The organism is Actinopolyspora lacussalsi subsp. righensis, assembly GCF_900116555.1.
GTDB lineage: Bacteria > Actinomycetota > Actinomycetes > Mycobacteriales > Pseudonocardiaceae > Actinopolyspora > Actinopolyspora lacussalsi.
The window spans coordinates 159,067-176,561 of record NZ_FPAT01000003.1; the positions used below are offsets into that span (position 1 = coordinate 159,067).

Below are 17,495 nucleotides of genomic sequence, written 5' to 3' on the forward strand. Positions count from 1 at the left end.
GAACCGCCGGTGAACCGGGAAACCCCGGTGAACCGAAGCGTTTCCCGACGGGGGCAGCGCCGTTCGAGCGCGGTCGCGACATTCGAGTCGATCAGCGAAAGAGGCGCAACAGTGGCCAACATCAAGTCCTCCAAGAAGCGAGTCCTGATCAACGAGCGCAACCGTCTTCGCAACAAGTCGGTCAAGACCTCGATGAAGACCGCGATGCGTCGGTTCCGCGAGGCCGCTGCCACCGGTGACAAGGAAAAGGCCGCCGAGATGGAGCGTGCCGCCACCCGCCTGGTCGACAAGGCCGCCAAGAAGGGCGTCATCCACCGCAACCAGGCGGCCAACAAGAAGTCCTCGATGGCCAGGCAGCTCAACCAGCTCTGATCGGACTCCCCGGACGGTCGACGGCGATCGGGAACCGTTCGGGAAACGCCGGTACACGGGCCTCTTCGCACGCCGCGGAGAGGCCCGTACGCCGTCTGCCCCCTCGCTGCCCGACGCCCCGCCCGACTTTCCAGCTCAGCCCTGGTTCCGGGAACTCCGGCTCGCGATCAACCCCAGCACCGCGCGTTCCAGGGCGTAGTCGGCATCGGCGGCCTGCCCCTTGACCTGGCCGTTGAGCGAAGCGACCAGCTGCATCGCCTCGGTCACTCCCGCAGCGTTCCAGCCCCGGGCCTGCGAGAGCGCCTTCTTGACCTTCCAGGCCGGCATACCGAGCTCCCGCGCGAGCCGGTACTGATCCCCGCCTCCGGCACTGGCCACTCGCCCGATGGTGCGCACGGCATCGGCCAACGCATCGGCGATCAGCACGTGCGGCACCCCCAGCTGCAGCGCCCAGCGCAACGCCTCCAAAGCGCCGGCCCGGTCCCCCATCACGGCCTTCTCCGCCACCACGAAGCCGGTGACCTCCGCCTTGCCCTGGTGGTAACGCCGTACCGCGGCCTCGTCGACCTTACCGTCGGTATCGGCGACCAGCTGGGACACCGAGGAGGACAACTCGCGCAGGTCGTTGCCCACCGTCTCCACGAGAGCGCTCACCGCGGCCGAGTCGATGCGTCCACCGGCCCTGGTGGCCTCCGCCCGGACGAAGCTCTCCCGCTCGGCGGGCCGCGTGATCCGGTTGCACTCGGTGACGGCGGCCCCCATACCGCGCAGCTCACCGGGGAGTTCCTTGGCGTGCTTTGCCCTGCCACCACCGTTGTGCAGCACCACGAGCACCACCCCTTCGGCCGGAGCGCGCGCGTGGCGGAGCACCGCCTCGGCGATCTCCTTGCTCGCGTCCTGCGCGCTGTCCAACGCGATCACGCGCCCCTCCGCGAACAACGAGGGACTCAGCATCTCGTCGAGTTCGGGAGGGGTGAGGTCACTCACCTTGGAACGACGTAGCTCGGCTTCGGGATCGGCCCGGCGAGCGGCGGCGAGGGATTCGGAAACAGCACGCTCGACCAGCAGTTCTTCGTCACCGAGCACGAGATGCAACGAGGCGGGAGCCGAGTTCATGGTCCGCATTCTCCCACTCGGGCCGACGGTCAACCCCGTCCCGGATGCTGGATCAAAGTGGTCGGATGACGGGTTCATGCCGTAGCGTTGCCGAAACAACTTGGATAGCTCATCCAGAGGGGCAGAGGGACCGGCCCGGCGAAGCCCCGGCAACCAGCGTCGGCACCGCGACCACGTTCGTGGCGCGGATCGACGAAAACGGTGCCAATTCCGACCCGCCAGCGGGACAGATGAGGGGAAGGACCTCGCGATGACAGCTGCCGCCCGAACACAGTCCGAGACGACCGACCGGAAGTTCGACCTCGGCCCCGCGGCCGAGCTCGTATCCAAGGAAGAGGGGCATCGGCAGCCCCTGGCTCCGGAGTTCGTCTGCCTGGAGGACTTCTCGCCGCTGGAAGTCGCCTACGACTTCGGCCGCGTGCGCAGGGAGGACATCGAGTCCGGCCCGCGCTCGATCTGGCGCTACAAGAACCTGCTGCCGGTTCCGTCCGATGTGGAGCGGCACCCGAACACCGATCCGGGCTGTACGAGGTTGGTCCGGGCCGACGCGCTCGCCAACGCGCTGGGCGTCAAACGCATCTGGATCAAGGACGACACGGGGAACCCCACCCACTCCTTCAAGGACCGGGTCGTGGCGGTGGCACTGGCGGCCGCGCGCGAGTTCGGCTTCAAGGTACTGGCGTGCCCCTCCACCGGTAACCTCGCCAACGCGGTGGGAGCGGCCGCGGCACGCGCGGGCTGGGACTCGGTGGTGCTCGTTCCCTCCTCGCTGGAACGCGCCAAGGTACTGATGACCGCCGTCTACGACGGCTCGCTGCTGGCCGTCGACGGCAACTACGACGATGTGAACCGCCTGGCCACCGAGCTGGCCGGGGAACACGAGGACTGGGCGTTCGTCAACGTCAACGTGCGGCCCTACTACTCGGAAGGGTCCAAGACCCTCGCCTTCGAGGTGGCCGAACAGCTCGGCTGGCGCATTCCGGAGCAGGTCGTGGTTCCCATCGCCTCCGGATCACAGCTCACCAAGGTCGACAAGGGCTTCCGCGAGCTCGGCGAGGTCGGGCTGGTGGAACAGAGTCCCTACCGGATCTTCGGTGCGCAGGCCACGGGCTGCTCCCCCGTCGCGGACGCCTACAAGCAGAACCACGACGTGGTGCAGCCGGTGCGGCCCGACACCATCGCGCGTTCGCTGGCGATCGGCGCCCCCGCCGACGGTCCGTACGTACTCGACACCGTGCGCCGCACCAACGGTGCGATCGAGGACGTCAGCGACGAGGAGGTCGTCGAGGGCATCCGGCTGCTGGCTCGCACGGAAGGCATCTTCGCCGAGACCGCGGGCGGCGTCACCGTGGCCACCACGAAGAAGCTGATCGAGTCCGGACAACTGGACCCGGACTCGGAGACGGTACTGATGATCACCGGCGACGGTCTCAAGACGATGGACTCGCTGCAGGAGCACGTCGGTCCGAAGGCCACCGTGGCGCCGAGTACCGAAGCAGTGGACGAGGCACTGAACCTCTGAAGGAACGGTGCCGCTGAGCGCCTTTCGCGCTCGGTCGGTTACCGGTCGCTGAGGCGGACGCTTGCCGCGTTGGGCCGCTCTTGAGTAGGCCGCTACGCGGCGAGCGGCCCTGCCTCGCAATCGAACCACCTCAGCGACCGGGGTTCTGCCGTTCCGAGCCTGCTGCCGGAGTTGTCGAAGCACTGCGTGGCGGAACCTCTCGCACCGCTCTCGCTGCGGGAGGCCCGACATCGGGTAGCGACCTCGGCCACATCCCGCCCCGGGATTGACGCTCAGTCGTCGGGGCGGAACGGGTCGCCGGTGCTGGCGGTCCGCATTCCGAGGTTTCCGCCCAGCACTGCGATGTCGCCACGACGATCGGTGCGGCGTACCACGGCCCCGAGGCCACGCAGCGTCGTGACGATCCCGTCACTGGGATGCCCGTAGTCGTTCCCGTGCCCCACGCTGATCAGCGCCACCCGTGGGGAGACCGCCCGGAGGAACTCGTCACTGGTGTACCGGGAACCGTGGTGCGGTACCTTGAGCACTTCCGCGTCCAGCCGAACACCCGCCGAGAGCAGCTCGCGCTGCCCGGCCAGTTCGATGTCGCCGGTCAGCAGTACCCGCCCTGCCGGGGTGTTCGCCCGCAGCACCACCGAGGCGTCGTTGACCCGTTCCGCCGCCACGGGCGCGGCGTCCCCTGCCGGTGCCAGCACCTCGATCGCCAGAGCGGGCCAGCGGATCAGCTGCCCCGCGGACAGCCGCACCAGGTGCGCGTCGTTGTCGCGCGCACGTCGTCGAACGTCGGTGTCCGACCAGCTGGACGGACGAGACGTTCCCGTAGCCACCGCATCGACCTCGCGTCCCACCAGCACTCCGGAGATGCCGGCGTAGTGATCGGCGTGCGGGTGGGTGAGCACCAGCAACGGCACGTGCCGCACCCCGAGGCGGTCGAGACACCGATCGACCAGGGCGGCGCTGGGACCGGTATCCACCACGACGGCGGAACCGCGTACTCCGGTGGCCAGTACCAGGCTGTCCCCCTGCCCGACGTCACAGGCCACGACGCCCCAACCGGTCACGGGCCAACCCCCGGGCCGCAGCCCGATCGTGACCAACAGCAGTAGCACGGACAGCAGCGAACCGCCCAACAACATCCTGCCGGTGCGGAACCGGAGCAGCAGCAGGATCGCGGCCACCAGGGCGACCACGAGCGGTACCCCCGGAGCCCCGGAAGGCAACGGGATCGTCGCCAGCGAGAAGCTCGCGGCACACCGGGCAACCAGCAGCACCCACTCCAGTTCCGGAACGGCCAGCAGCACCAGGAATTCCCCCAGCGGGGAGAACCAGGGAGCGAGCAGCGTCGCCATCACCCCGAGTACCGTGGCAGGCGCGATCACCGGATCGACCAGCACGTTCGCCACGACGCCGACGAGGCTGAACTCTCCGGAAAGGGCGACCACCAGCGGCGCGGTGGCCAGTTGCGCGGCGGCGGGCACCGCCAGCGCCTGGGCCAACCGGAGGGGCACCCCACGCCGCCGCAACCACCCCGACCATGTCGGGGCGAGCAGCACCAGGGCGGCCGTGGCCGCGACCGACAACGCGAACCCGGGGCTCACGGCCAGCTCGGGTTGCCACAACAGCAGCAGGATCACACAGCCCGCGAGCGCGGGCAGTGCCGTTCCGTTACGCCCCAGCGCGAGCGCGAGCAGCCCGAGCGCCCCCATGACGGCCGCCCGCAGCACACTGGGCTCGCCCCCGGCGAGAACCACGAATCCCGCCAGCGCTACCCCCGCGCAGCCCGCGGCCAAGAGCGGTGGAGCACGCATCGCGCGGAGCAGCAGCAGTACCGCACCGCAGACTATCGCCAGGTTCGCACCGGACACCGCGGTCAGATGGGTCAGCCCCGCCCTGCCGAAATCACGGCGGACCGTGTCGAGCAACCCGCTGGTGTCCCCCACCACCAGGCCGGGAAGCAGTCCTTCGGCGCGTGGGGAGAGTACGGACTCGGAAACGTCGCGCAGCCCCGCACGCAGCCGCTCGGCGAACCGTTGTGACACGGGCGGCCGAGTCACGTTCTCCGGCGGCTGGTGGACCGCGAGAACGATGACCAACAGATCGGCTCCACGCGGACGGAGCGCCGAACCGGTGGTGGTGGCTCGCTGTCCCCGCAACAGCTCGCCCCAGGATTCGGCGGGCACCAGCAACAGCACCGAACCGGACTCCGCGCGCCACCTCTCCCCCTGTCGTACCGCGCGGATCCAGGCACGCACCACCGACCGTTCCCCGAGCCCACCTCCGCCCCCGGCCGAGGCACCGCTCACGGGTGTGGGGCGTTCGGTGAGTTCGACACGCAGCCGTACGCTCTCTCCCCGGGAGGCGGTTTCCCGAAGCGGGTGATCCTCGAGGGGCCGCAATCGCACTGCCAGCCCGAAACCGGCGGTTCCCACCAGAACCGAGCACACGATCACCCCGATCGCCCATCTCCGGCCCGCGAGGAACAGGCACACCGCTGCGGTCGTGGCACAGCAGCACGCCAACAGGGCGGCGGCGACCCAACCGGTGTGCAACCCGACCAGCGTCGCGCCCCAGACTCCGAGCGCTGCCGGCACCAATCGGAGGTCCAGCGGGCGAGCCGCCGACGCGGCAGTGCCCGGGTCTGCCCGGTCGGTCATCACCACCTCACACCCGGACCAGATCGCGCAACCGCGAGAACCGCACCGTCCCGATCCCGTCGACCTCGCGAAGCTGGCTCACCGACTCGAATCCACCGTTCTCGGAACGCCAGCGCAGGATCGCCCCGGCAGTGACCGGACCGATGCCGGGCAGCTCCCGCAGCCGTTGTTCGTCGGCTCGGTTGAGATCCACCTTCGAGGACTCGTCGGCGGCGGTGGAGCCGTCCGGTGCCGGCTTCGAGGCGCGTGACGGTACCGGGACCCCGACGTAGAGCTGTTCCCCGTCGGACAGTTCCCGTGCCAGGTTCAACGCCAGGGTGTCCGTCTCGGGTAACGGACCTCCCGCAGCTCGCAGCGCGTCGGCGACACGGGATCCCGCCGCCAGTGTCACCAGACCCGGTTCGTGCACCCTGCCCACCACGCTGACCACCAGCTCGGCCTCGGAGGAGGAGGTAGCGGCCGCATCGGTCACCGCTGCCGGTCCCGGAGCGGGAATCCGAGTCGACGGAACCGCCGTGGTCCCGCCCTCGGAATCGCGGCCCACCAGCAGGACTGCGCAGCCGATCACCGCGGCGAGAACCACACCGAGGCATCCCGCTCGGCCCGGATCCAGCAGCACCTCGCGCGGTGTTCGGGGCAACCACCGCCGCGCCCGGTCCCCGGCCCCCGGCGTCTCACGGTTTTCCGTCGTCTCGGCGGTCTCCGCCGTATCGACCGCCGAGCGCGACTCGGAGGTTCCGTTCTCGGAACCCATCAGCTGCCGCAGCCGTCGACGGGCCGGGGAAAGCTCGTCAGTGGCCGCGGTGACGATTCGTTCCTCCGAAGGGGACGATCCGTCGGACCGGAAAAGATCGGGCATACCGGCGAAGCTAACCGGCGGTGCACCCGCCGGGAACACCGAAGAACGCCTTCGGTGGACAGCCGAGTGCGTTGTGGACAAACACGCACGCGGCGAGCCGCACGATACGAGGTGGAGCCGAGTGCCGCGAGGCGATGTGGAAAATCGGAACGCGCCGCGGGGCGCCGTGCCCGGATCGCTGCCCGGCCATACTTTTGGGTTCCGCCGAGCGAGCGTCCCGACAACCCGGGCGGAAAATTCCGATCAGTCGTCGAAAGGTGCGCTGCCGGTGGCAGCACTCCACCCGTCGGGCAACACGACGACCCCCACCGAGCCCGGTCCGATGTGGGCTCCGATGGTGGCTCCGACCTCGGAAACAACGCAGTCGGAGCACCCCGGCAGTCGCCCTCGGACATTTCGGGCGAGCGTCTCGGCCCGTCCCGGCGCCGCCAAGTGGTGGACGGCCAGCGCCGGTCGGCGCGGATCACCGGTGGGAGACTGCCGCGTGGACTCGGTCGTGGCCGCCTCGACGGCCAGTTGCTCCAGCCTTCGCACGGCCGCACTGGTGGTCCGCACCTTCTCGGCGGCGTCGATCACGCCGTCGTGCAGCCGCAGCAGCGGTTTGATCGCCAGCGCCGTTCCCAGCAGGGCGGAGGCGGTGCCGATGCGTCCGCCACGGCGCAGGTACTCCAGCGTCTGCACCGAGAACAGGATGGTCCCGCGTGCCGCGACGCGCTCGGCCGCTTCGGTGACCTCGTGCAATCCGGCGCCTCCCACGGCCAGCTCCGCGGCAGCCAGCACGGCGAATCCCAACCCCATGGCCACGGAGCGGGAATCGACCACGTTGATGACCGAGGGCGCCACTTCACGCGCGGCGGTACGAGCGGCATCCACCGTGCCGGAGAGTTCACCGGAGAGGTGGATCGAGAGCACACCCTCGGCTCCCGCGTCCAGCGCCGCGCGGTAGGCGGCGGCGAACTCGGCAACCGTCGCCCCCGAGGTGGTGACACGCCTGCCGCGGCGCAGCTGTTCGGTCAGGCGCCCCGGACCGAACGAGGTCTCGTCGCTGTACTGCTCGGCCTCCGTGCTCACGTGCAGCGGAACCACACGCACGCCGTAGTGCTCGACCCGTCGCGCGGGCAGGTACGCGGTCGAATCGGTGACCACGGCGACGCTCAACGCGGGCTCCGCCGAGAACCACGAGCGATCCGGGGGAGTGTCATTCGACGAACCCGCCGTTGTAGGTAGTCAGCCGCCAACCGTGCTTGCCGAGGGTGCTGCGGGAGAGCACGGCCCAACCGCAGTTGCCCACCCCGCCGAGGCTGGACCAGATCTCGGTCGGCCACCCCAGCAGTCTGGCGGTCAGCGCTGTTATCAGACCGCCGTGCGCGCACAGCAGCGCCGTGCCTTCCACGGCCTCGTCGAGTTCGCACACCACCTCGTAGGCGCGCTCGGCTACCGCCACCCTGGTTTCGCCGTCCGGTGGCGCGAAGGTCGGCTGGGTGCGCCACGTACCCATCGCCCCGGGCCACCCCTGCTCGACCTCGGCGCCGCTGAGTCCCTGCCACTGCCCGAGGTGGGTTTCGCGCAGCCGCTTGTCCAGCCGGACCTCCTGCCCGGTGACCTCGGCGAACGCCGCGGCTGTGGTGCTGGCACGACGCAGGTCCGAGCTCACCGCCGCTTCGGGCCCGAACCCCGCCACCAGCGGCGCGGTGCGTTTGGCCTGTTCCAGCCCGAGTTCGGTGAGCTCGGAATCGAGGTGCCCCTGGATACGCCCCGCCAGGTTGTAGTCCGTCTCGCCGTGCCGCCAGAGCACCAGCCGTTGCAGGGTCACGCTTGACTGCCCTCTTCGCTGTGCTGCTCGGCGGAGTCGTCGGGAGCACCGTCGTGGTCGAACTCGATGACCGGGCAGTCCTTCCAGAGCCGTTCCAGCTCGTAGAAGGCGCGCTCCTCGGAGTGCTGCACGTGCACGATGACGTCGACGAAATCGAGCAGCACCCAACGTCCTTCCCGGGTGCCCTCCCTGCGAACCGGTTTCGTCCCCGCGGCCCGCATCTTCTCCTCGATCGCTTCGACTATCGCTCCGACCTGCCGCTCGTTGGAAGCGGAGGCGATCACGAAGCAGTCGGTGATGATCAGTCGGTCGGACACGTCCAGCAGAAGCAGTTCCTCGGCCTTCTTGTCCGCAGCCGCCCGCGCGGCCACCAACGCCAAACTGCGGGCGTTCTCACTGGCTGCCACATCGCTCCTCTCGGTGGTCACGGTCTGCCACCCGTACTCCGAACGAGGATAACCGTCCCCCGCTCGACGGGCGGAATCCACCGGACCGTACCGGTCGCCGCGGGCGAGGTGCCGGACGAGTGGGAGAGGGCCGGACCGGTTGCCCGCCGCACGCGTAACGCTCGGCCCGGGCCGCCTACGGTCCCCACTCCTGCGCCGGTGACTGCCCGAAACGGCGGTAGAGACCTCGCTTGCTGATGTACTGGACTATTCCGTCCGGAACGAGGTACCAGACCGGCAGACCGGACGCGACGCGCTGCCTGCATCCGGTGGAGGAGATGGCCATGGCGGGGATCTCGACCAGGCTGACCGAACCACGCGGCAGGTGCTCGTCGTCCAGGGAGTACCCCGGACGTGTGACTCCGATGAAGTGCGCCAGATCGAACAGGTCGTCCACCCGGTGCCAGGAGAGGATCTGCTCCAGCGCGTCCGCCCCGGTTATGAAGTACAACTCCGCGTCGGGGTACTGCCGCCGCAGATCGGAGAGCGTGTCTATCGTGTAGGTCGGCCCGCTGCGGTCGATGTCGACCCTGCTGACCGAGAACCGCGGGTTGGAGGCGGTGGCGATCACCGTCATCAGGTAGCGGTCCTCGGCCGAGCTCACATCCTCGTGGCCCTTCTGCCAGGGCTGCCCGGTCGGCACGAACAGCACCTGCTCCATGCCGAACTGGGCCTGCACCTCACTCGCTGCGACGAGATGGCCGTGATGGACGGGGTCGAAGGTTCCCCCCATGACGCCGATTCGGCGAGGACGCGACATGGTGCCCCAGCATAGTCGCCACGCGACGGAAAGATCCCGGAAGGACGCCGTGCCGTGACTGACCCCACCGGGGACGGCGCACGATCACCCGCGGGTCGCGGCGTGAAACCCCTCGGCAAGGCGCCCCGGTCACGGCTCGGGTGCCAACGTGCGGCCGGACTGTGCGTCGCGAACGCGGATCGCCTCCACCGGGCAGGACTCGGCGGCGTCCACCACGTCGTCATCCGGTTCGGTGTCCGTTCGTAACGGGCGCGAGACACCGTCGACCAGCTGGAAGTGCTCCTCGGCGATGGCGGCGCACATTCCCGAGCCGATACACGTCTCGCCGTCGACCTCTACCTGCCAACTCATCCGATCACCTTTCACGTTTCCGGCGCTGACGTCACCGGTTCCGCGTGTTCGTCCCACGGCTCGTCCCCTGCCCGGAGAGTCCGACGGAAGGATCCGCCGGACTCCGGACGGCGGGCACCGTCACCGGATCACCAAGTCACCGGGAGATTTCTCGGTCCGCGCACCAGCATCCCGGTCTTCCAGGAGACATCCGGTTCGTCCACCGCGAGCCGCAGATCCTCGAAGTCCCGCAGCAACGTGCCCAACGCCACCTGCAGTTCCATCCGCGCCAACTGCGCTCCGAGGCAATGGTGCGGCCCGTGCCCGAAGCCGATGTGGGAGTTGGAGTCGCGTCGCAGGTCGAGCTGGTCGGCATCCTCGAAGACGGACTCGTCCCGATTGGCCGAAGCGAGGCTGGCCAGGACCGGCTCACCAGCGCGGATCAGTACACCACCGAGCTCGACGTCCTCCAGGGCATAACGTGGAAAGGCCGCGTTCACCCCCAGCGGGACGAACCGCATGAGTTCCTCGACGGCCGCGGGAATCCGTTCCGGATCGGCACGCAGCCAGTCGAGTTCCTCGGGATGTGTCAGCAGCACATAGACGAAGTTGGGGATCTGGGTGGCCGTGGTCTCGTGTCCGGCCACGAGCAGCCCCACCGAGAGGTCCAGCAGTTCGGTCTCGGAGAGTTTGTCCTGTTCGTCCCTCGCCTGGATCAGCGCGCTGAGCAGATCGTCGGCGGGATGCTCCCGCCGCTGCTCGACCAACCCGGCCATGTAGGCGCGCATCTGTCCGATGTAGTCGTTGACCTGCTGCTCGGACAGCTTGCTCGTGGACAGGAAGGCGTCCGACCAGACCCGGAAGTCGGTTCTGTCCTCGTAGGGAACCCCGAGGAGTTCGCAGATCACGGTGATCGGCAGCGGCAGCGCGAACTCCTCGACCAGATCCAGCGGGGGCCCGTCGCGCCGCATGGCCCGACTCAGGTCATCGGCGATCCGCTGTGCGCGGGGTCGCAGCTGCTCGACCCTGCGAGCGGTGAACGCCTTGGCCACCAGCTTGCGCAGCCTGGTGTGCTCCGGTGGATCCATGGTCAGGATGCCGGTCTGCTGCGGGATCGGGCGCGCGCGTGGCTCGTCCTTGTCCACCGTGGCCGCGCGGCTGAACCGCGGATCCGCGAAGACGGTGCGCACATCGGAGTATCTGGTGGCCAGCCATGCCGCTTCGCCGTAGGGAAGCTGCACCCGTGAGACCGGTTCCTGCTTGCGCAGTTCCGCGTAGAACGGGTCCAGGCGCAGCCTGTCGGGCGCGCTGAACGGATAGGTTCGCGGCGTCGGGTCGATGGTGGTCATGCTCGGCTCCCGCACACGAGACGACAAGTAAGCAACCGCTTACTATCCGCATAGTAAGAGCCCGGACCGTGCCACGCATTCCGCCGAACAGGTAACGGAAGCACCCATCGCCCGGAAGTACCCGCGCTCGGGAGTACACTCCGGAACGACCGGAGAACATCGGTCACTCGTCGTCGGAAGACGCGTTCCGCTCCAGGAGCAGCGGAACGGCACGCATCAGGTAGTCGACGATCACCTCGGGCGAGGCCTCGGCCAGCGGACTCTTGCGCAGTACGGATCGCATCATGCCCACACCGAAGAACCAGGCCAGCACGAGGTCGGCACGCAGCTCGGCATCGGGGGCGTCGGTGAGCGAGGCCAGCCGCTCCGAGTAGGAACCACCCAGCTCGTCGCGCAACAACGTGGCCGCCCGCTCGTCGCTGAGGGAGCGCAGCAGGGCCACCAGCGTGTGCTCGGCACCGGAACGCGTGTGCTCGGAGAGCACGCTCTCCAGGATGCGACGCGGTAACTCCGCCGCGGGGCCGTTCCGCAGCAGGGCCTCGCTGTTGTGACTGAGCACCTCGGCGAACAGTTCCTGCTTGGAACCGAAGTACCGGAACAACAGTGCCTGGTTGACCTCGGCACGCGCGGCGACCTCGCGGACCGTGGTCTGATCGAAACCGCGCTCGGCGAACAGTTCGCCCGCCGCGCGCAACAGCGCCGTCCTGGTCGCCGTCGGATCGCGCTTTCGCCGTGGCTGCCGGTCCTCGCACAAACCCGCCTCCCGAGACGGTGCCGACACGCTCATCCGATCACCGGAAGTAACTCACCGAACGCCGGAAATCGTGACACGGCCCACTACAACACAGGAGTGAGGCGAGGAACACTTCAGCAGTGTCCGATTCGTGGTCACCTCACACGGTCAGCCGTGCTTTTCGGTACCCTATCGCTCCGCTCGGTCGTCCGCCGCGTGTTCGACGGTCGTACGGCGTGCCCACGAGGCGCGTGGGTGTCGCGGGCGATCCGATGACACCCGAGAAGCCATCGGACGATGGACGGCAACCCACCCGTTAACCCGACGACAGCGGGTTTCGGTAAGAATCGGCCCGTGGACGAACAGGCGCTTCGAGAAATGGCCGAACAACACCTCCGTGCGCTGGCCGGACCGACGGCCACGCTGCGCGAGGACCAGTGGAGCGCCATCCGCGCCCTGGTGCTGGAGCGGCGTCGGGCCCTCGTGGTGCAGCGGACCGGTTGGGGCAAGTCAGCCGTCTACTTCGTGGCCACGGCCCTGCTGCGCGACCTGGGCGAAGGACCGACCGTCATCGTCTCCCCACTGCTGGCGCTGATGCGCAACCAGGTCGAGGCCGCCGCCGCTGCGGGGGTGCACGCCGCCACCATAAACTCGGCCAACCAGGAGGAGTGGGCCTCGATCGAGGAGGAAGTCGCCGTCGGCGATGTGGACGTACTGCTGGTCAGCCCGGAGCGACTGAACAACCCCGACTTCAGGGACAACGTACTGCCGGAACTCACCCGCAACACCGGTCTGGTGGTGGTCGACGAAGCCCACTGCATCTCCGACTGGGGGCACGACTTCCGGCCCGACTACCGCAGACTGCGGACCCTGCTGACCGAGCTGCCCGACGGGGTGCCGGTGCTGGCCACGACCGCCACCGCCAACGACCGGGTGGTGCACGACGTCTCCGAGCAGCTCGGGGTCACCGAGGATTCGGACGCTCCCAACACCCCGCTGGTGCTGCGCGGCTCGCTGGACCGCGAGAGCCTGCGGCTCGGCGTGGTCCCGCTGCACTCCACCCGGGAACGCCTGGCGTGGCTGGCCGACAACCTCGAACGACTTCCCGGTTCCGGGATCATCTACACCCTGACGGTGTCCACCGCTGCGGAGGTCGCGGACTTCCTGGGTGACCGCGGTTTCGCTGTCAGCTCGTACTCCGGGCGCACCGAGGCGAACGAGCGGGCCGCAGCGGAGTCGGCACTGCTGAACAACGAGGTCAAGGCACTGGTGGCGACCTCGGCACTGGGTATGGGCTTCGACAAACCGGACCTCGGTTTCGTGATACACCTGGGCGCACCCGCCTCCCCGATCGCCTACTACCAGCAGATCGGCCGCGCCGGGCGCGGTGTGGAACGAGCCGAGGTGGTGCTGCTGCCCGGTGACGAGGACCGTCGGATCTGGGACTACTTCACTTCACTGACCTTCCCCGGCGAGGACACCGTGCGCGCGGTACTGGCGACCCTGGAGAGCGCCGACAAACCGCTCGCCACCGCCGCGCTGGAACCGCACGTGGAGCTGAGCAGGTCCCGGCTGGAGATGGTGCTCAAAGTGCTCGATGTGGACGGCGCGGTGCGGCGCGTGAAGGGCGGCTGGACCAGCACCGGCGTCGAGTGGTCCTACGAGAGCGAACGTTACGAACGGATCGCGCGGCAGCGAGAGGTCGAACAACAGTCGATGCTGGAGTACCAGCGAACCACGAAGTGCCGCATGGAGTTCCTGCGTGCCGAGCTGGACGATCCCCACGCCGCACCGTGCGGACGTTGTGACAACTGCACCGGAACGGTCTACTCCACCGAGGTGAGCCCGGACACCTCCGAGTCCGCCCGGCAACGACTGGAACGCGCCGGGATCACGCTGAGCCCCCGCAAGATGTGGCCGAACGGGATGCGGGAGGTCGGGATCCCCGTCTCGGGCAAGATCCCACCGGCCGAACAGCACGAACCGGGACGTGCGCTCGGCAGGCTGAGCGACATCGGGTGGGGTGACAAGCTGCGCGAGCTGCTGCGTCCGGACACTTCCGATCGCGAGGTTCCGGAGGAGCTGGTGCAGGCCTGTGTACGGGTGCTCGCCGAATGGGAGTGGAAGGAACGACCGGTGGGGGTCGTGGCCGTGGGATCGTCCTCGCGACCGATGCTGGTTTCCGGGCTGGCGGAGCGCATCGCCACCATCGGCAGGCTACGGTTGCTCGGTCACGTGGCACACGATCCGACTCGGACACCGCGACGCAGTCACAACAGTGCACGGCGGCTGGCCGGGCTGTGGTCACGGTTCAGCCTGCCGGAGGAAGTCCCCCTCGCCGATCTCGGCGGGCCGGTGCTGCTGGTGGACGACTACGCCGACACCGGATGGACCCTCACCGTGGTGGCCCGCATGCTGCGCGAGTCCGGCGCGTCCGGGGTGCTCCCCCTGACCCTCGCCAGCACGTGAGGGGACTTTAGTCGGGCTCATCGCCGGAGATACTCAGGTAGCGGAACCTCCGACGGCGCCTTTGAGGGGCGCGGCGATTTCTCGCGAAATCGACGCCGCGGTGGTGTGGCTCCGGCTCCGTCAATTTCCCACGAAATCGCCGGGCCATCGACGCAAGGCTGAGCTCTCACCACGCCCGCAGGCCGAACCCCCTCGCAAGCCGGACTCCTACCACTTACGCAGTCGGCACCGCCGCGGGTTCTCCGGTGCGGCTCTCGCGAGGAAGGCCCGACGTTGTGTAGGCCGCTACCCGAAGTCGGGCCTCCCCGCAGCGAGAGCCGTGCCAGAGGTTCCGCCACCCGAACACGTACGCAAACCGAGATGACCGTACAAACACCTCAGGTGAGGGGGGCGAGGTCATCGGCGTGCACGACCTCACGCCGCTGTTCGAACGGCAGCTCGTGGCTGGAACGGCCGATCAGGTCGGGCAGCTCGGCGGCGTCGAAGCACACCACGCCGCGTGCCACCACCGCGCCGGAGGGTCCCGCCAGCTCGACGACGTCGCCGCCCTCGAACGCCCCCTCGACACCGGTGATACCGGCGCTCAGCAGGGAACGCCGTCGCCGCAGCACGGCGTCAACGGCTCCCTCGTCGAGGTGCAGCCTGCCCTGCGCTCCAGCTGCGTGTGCCAGCCAGAAACGTCGCGCCGACAACCGCGGTCCGGTCGCCGCGAACACGGTGCCCACGTCGGCCTTCCCGAGAGCGTCGCCGGCCAGGTCCGCCGAGGTGAGCAGGACGGGGATACCGGCCGAACAGGCCACCCGGGCGGCCTGCACCTTGGAGGCCATCCCGCCGGTCCCCAGCCCGGAGGCTCCGCTCGCCCCGACTGTGATCCCTTCCAGGTCCCGCGCCGCCGAGATCTCGCGAACCGGACCGGCCGCACCGTCACGCGGGTCGCCGTCGTAGAGCGCGTCGACGTCGGAGAGCAGCACCAGGGCGTCGGCACCGACGAGATGGGCCACCAGCGCGGCCAACCGGTCGTTGTCACCGAAGCGGATCTCGGCGGTGGCGACCGTGTCGTTCTCGTTGACCACCGGGACGGCACCGAGGTTCAACAACCGGTGCAGCGTGCGGTGCGCGTTGCGGTAGTGCGCCCTGCGGACGACGTCGTCGGCGGTCAGCAGTACCTGTCCCACGGTGAGTCGGAACCTCGCGAACGAGGCGGCGTAGGCGTGTGCCAGCGCCTGTTGCCCCACGCTGGCGGCAGCCTGCTGGGTGGCCAGATCCCTGGGCCGTTTCCCCAGCCCCAGCGGAGCGATTCCCGCCGCGATGGCTCCGGAGGAGACGAGCACGAGCTGACTGCCCTCCGCCATTCGTGCGGCGACGGTTTCCACCAGAGCCGTCAGACGGTTCTCGTCGAGACCGCCCTCGGCCGTGGTCAACGAGGAGGAACCGATCTTGACCACGACCCGGCGCGCCGCCGAGATCGCGTTCCGGGTCGGAGATGTCAGGGCGGCGAGTTCACCGGAACTCATAGCGAGTCGTCCTCGTCGTCGGAGTCCTCGATCGTGTCGTACTCGGCCATGGGGTGCCCGGACTCGTCGGTCGTCCCGGTACGTCGGGCACGTTTGGCGGCCTTGCGCTGGTCGGCCGAGGTTCGGGGCTGTCCCCCGGCACGAGTGGCACGCACGGCGGCGTTGCCCTCCGGGGTGGTTGGTTCCCAGTCGAAGGTGACCGAACCGATCGTGACCTGACTGCCGGGCTGGGCCCCCTGCCTGGCCAGTTCCTCCTCGACGCCGAGTTTGGCCAGCCTGTCGGACAGGTAGTCGACGGCCTCCTCGTTGTCGAAGCTGGTCTGCATCACCCACCGCTCGGGCTTGTCCCCCCGCACCACGTAGGCGTCGGGCTCTTCGGGATCGGCTTCCACGGTGAAACCCCCGCTGTCGACGGCCTTCGGCCGCACCGTCGGGCGGCTGGGCTCGGGGGCGGGCAGGCTCGCCCGGAACCGCTCCACTTCCTCGGCCAGGGCGAAGCGCAGTTCCCGGAGCCCGTCGTGGGTGGCGGTGGAGACCTCGAACACCGGCCAACCGCGTTCGCGCACCTGCTCGTGAACCAGATCGGCCATGGCGCGGCCGTCGGGGATGTCCATCTTGTTCAGCACGATCAGTCGCGGTCGTTCGGCGAGGTCAACCGCGCCCTGCTCCTCGCTCAGGGCAGGGGTGTAGCGATCCAGCTCGCTTTCCAGCGCGTCGATGTCGGAGAGCGGGTCGCGCTCGGGATCGAAACTCGCGCAGTCGACCACGTGGACCAGCACCGCGCACCGTTCGAGATGCCGCAGGAACTCCAGCCCGAGGCCGCGTCCCTCGCTGGCACCGGGAATGAGCCCGGGAACATCGGCGACGGTGAAGACCTTGTCGTCCGCGCTCACCACACCCAGGTTGGGGGTCAGCGTGGTGAACGGGTATTCGGCGATGCGGGGTTTGGCGGCGGAAAGCACCGACACCAGGGAGGACTTGCCGGCCGAGGGGAACCCGACCAGCCCAACGTCGGCTACCGACTTCAGCTCCAGCACCACGTCCTGCCGCTGGCCGGGCTCGCCCAGCAGCGCGAAGCCGGGAGCCTTGCGGGCCCTGGAGATGAGCGCGGCGTTGCCCAGTCCGCCTCGGCCGCCACTGGCGACCACGAACCTGGTGCCCTCACCGACGAGGTCGGCCAGTACCTCCCCGTCGGGAGTGGAGACGACGGTTCCCTCCGGAACCGGCAGTTCCAGGTCCGCACCGGCGGCGCCGTTGCGCATACTGCCGCGGCCCTGGGTACCGCGGGTCGCGGTGACGTGCGGACGGTAGTGGAAGTCCAGCAGGGTGTGCACCCCGGAGTCCACCACGAGCGTGACGTCACCACCCTTGCCCCCGTTGCCGCCGTCCGGCCCCCCCAGTGGCTTGAACTTCTCCCGGTGGATCGAGGCGCAACCATTACCTCCGTCACCTGCGGCGACATGAATCGTCACGCGATCGACGAAGCGCGACACGAAAACCTCCAGGACCGGGGAGAAACCAAGCGAGGGGCGGGTCACGGTGCACGGACCGGACCCGC

General features: G+C 69.0%; 15 protein-coding genes and 1 riboswitch. Of the genes, 3 read left to right on the plus strand and 12 right to left on the minus strand.

Going from position 1 to position 17,495, the window contains the following annotated elements; genetic code table 11:
• The first annotated feature begins 111 nt into the window (after positions 1-111).
• Complete coding sequence (gene rpsT / locus BM394_RS06840) at positions 112-372, plus strand: 30S ribosomal protein S20 (RefSeq protein ID WP_092924347.1); 261 nt, start codon at positions 112-114, stop codon at positions 370-372.
• Between the two features lie 135 nt (positions 373-507).
• Here the strand turns inward: rpsT and holA are convergent, their stop codons facing one another.
• Entirely contained in the window at positions 508-1,488 is a 981-nt protein-coding gene (gene holA, locus BM394_RS06845) for a DNA polymerase III subunit delta (RefSeq protein ID WP_092976239.1), read from the minus strand.
• A gap of 106 nt (positions 1,489-1,594) precedes the next feature.
• Positions 1,595-1,725, plus strand: a riboswitch (SAM riboswitch).
• A gap of 13 nt (positions 1,726-1,738) precedes the next feature.
• On the opposite strand from holA, the gene thrC reads away from it, so the two are divergent.
• A complete protein-coding gene (gene thrC, locus BM394_RS06850) occupies positions 1,739-3,010 on the plus strand; it encodes a threonine synthase (RefSeq protein WP_092975539.1) in 1,272 nt (423 codons plus the stop codon).
• A 272-nt stretch (positions 3,011-3,282) separates the two neighbouring features.
• On the opposite strand, the gene BM394_RS06855 is transcribed toward thrC, so the two are convergent.
• From BM394_RS06855 to BM394_RS06900, 9 genes are all read right to left on the minus strand, one after another.
• Entirely contained in the window at positions 3,283-5,664 is a 2,382-nt protein-coding gene (locus tag BM394_RS06855) for a DNA internalization-related competence protein ComEC/Rec2 (protein ID WP_092976242.1), read from the minus strand.
• Between the two features lie 7 nt (positions 5,665-5,671).
• The gene (locus BM394_RS06860) at positions 5,672-6,523 is read right to left on the minus strand and encodes a ComEA family DNA-binding protein (RefSeq protein ID WP_245780024.1); all 852 of its coding nucleotides are present in this window, start codon (positions 6,521-6,523) and stop codon (positions 5,672-5,674) included.
• Positions 6,524-6,766: 243 nt separating this feature from the next.
• Positions 6,767-7,681 carry a DegV family protein gene (locus BM394_RS06870; protein ID WP_092975545.1) on the minus strand — a complete coding sequence of 305 codons (915 nt, stop codon included), beginning with the start codon at positions 7,679-7,681 and terminating at the stop codon, positions 6,767-6,769.
• A gap of 40 nt (positions 7,682-7,721) precedes the next feature.
• Entirely contained in the window at positions 7,722-8,336 is a 615-nt protein-coding gene (locus tag BM394_RS06875; RefSeq protein ID WP_092975548.1) for a histidine phosphatase family protein, read from the minus strand.
• Positions 8,333-8,743 carry a ribosome silencing factor gene (gene rsfS / locus BM394_RS06880; RefSeq protein ID WP_092924353.1) on the minus strand — a complete coding sequence of 137 codons (411 nt, stop codon included), beginning with the start codon at positions 8,741-8,743 and terminating at the stop codon, positions 8,333-8,335. The genes BM394_RS06875 and rsfS overlap by 4 nt, the downstream gene beginning before the upstream one ends.
• Positions 8,744-8,918: 175 nt before the next feature.
• On the minus strand, positions 8,919-9,542 hold the full coding sequence (nadD, locus tag BM394_RS06885) for a nicotinate-nucleotide adenylyltransferase (RefSeq protein ID WP_092975551.1): 624 nt from the start codon (positions 9,540-9,542) through the stop codon (positions 8,919-8,921).
• A gap of 129 nt (positions 9,543-9,671) precedes the next feature.
• Positions 9,672-9,893, minus strand: a complete 222-nt coding sequence (locus tag BM394_RS06890) for a ferredoxin (protein ID WP_092976248.1) — start codon at positions 9,891-9,893, stop codon at positions 9,672-9,674.
• Positions 9,894-10,021: 128 nt separating this feature from the next.
• Positions 10,022-11,221, minus strand: coding sequence for a cytochrome P450 (locus BM394_RS06895; protein ID WP_092975554.1), 1,200 nt, complete (start codon positions 11,219-11,221; stop codon positions 10,022-10,024).
• A gap of 163 nt (positions 11,222-11,384) precedes the next feature.
• Entirely contained in the window at positions 11,385-12,008 is a 624-nt protein-coding gene (locus tag BM394_RS06900) for a TetR/AcrR family transcriptional regulator (RefSeq protein ID WP_092975557.1), read from the minus strand.
• 300 nt (positions 12,009-12,308) lie between these two features.
• Between BM394_RS06900 and BM394_RS06905 the strand changes: the two genes are divergently transcribed.
• Complete coding sequence (locus tag BM394_RS06905) at positions 12,309-14,423, plus strand: RecQ family ATP-dependent DNA helicase (protein WP_245780025.1); 2,115 nt, start codon at positions 12,309-12,311, stop codon at positions 14,421-14,423.
• Between the two features lie 377 nt (positions 14,424-14,800).
• Here BM394_RS06905 and proB read toward each other — a convergent pair whose 3' ends face one another.
• Together proB and obgE are read right to left on the minus strand one after the other, a co-directional pair.
• Positions 14,801-15,937, minus strand: coding sequence for a glutamate 5-kinase (gene proB / locus BM394_RS06910; protein WP_092975564.1), 1,137 nt, complete (start codon positions 15,935-15,937; stop codon positions 14,801-14,803).
• Entirely contained in the window at positions 15,934-17,442 is a 1,509-nt protein-coding gene (gene obgE, locus BM394_RS06915) for a GTPase ObgE (RefSeq protein ID WP_092976252.1), read from the minus strand. Before obgE ends, proB begins: the two co-directional genes overlap by 4 nt.
• Positions 17,443-17,495: the final 53 nt, after the last annotated feature.

Bases quoted from the DNA above. Each gene is read 5' to 3' on its own strand.
- BM394_RS06900 (WP_092975557.1), bottom strand. From the start codon at position 12,008: ATGAGCGTGTCGGCACCGTCTCGGGAGGCGGGTTTGTGCGAGGACCGG.
- nadD (WP_092975551.1), bottom strand. From the start codon at position 9,542: ATGTCGCGTCCTCGCCGAATCGGCGTCATGGGGGGAACCTTCGACCCC.
- proB (WP_092975564.1), bottom strand. From the start codon at position 15,937: ATGAGTTCCGGTGAACTCGCCGCCCTGACATCTCCGACCCGGAACGCG.
- BM394_RS06855 (WP_092976242.1), bottom strand. From the start codon at position 5,664: ATGACCGACCGGGCAGACCCGGGCACTGCCGCGTCGGCGGCTCGCCCG.
- BM394_RS06890 (WP_092976248.1), bottom strand. From the start codon at position 9,893: ATGAGTTGGCAGGTAGAGGTCGACGGCGAGACGTGTATCGGCTCGGGA.
- BM394_RS06895 (WP_092975554.1), bottom strand. From the start codon at position 11,221: ATGACCACCATCGACCCGACGCCGCGAACCTATCCGTTCAGCGCGCCC.
- thrC (WP_092975539.1), top strand. From the start codon at position 1,739: ATGACAGCTGCCGCCCGAACACAGTCCGAGACGACCGACCGGAAGTTC.
- holA (WP_092976239.1), bottom strand. From the start codon at position 1,488: ATGAACTCGGCTCCCGCCTCGTTGCATCTCGTGCTCGGTGACGAAGAA.
- BM394_RS06860 (WP_245780024.1), bottom strand. From the start codon at position 6,523: ATGCCCGATCTTTTCCGGTCCGACGGATCGTCCCCTTCGGAGGAACGA.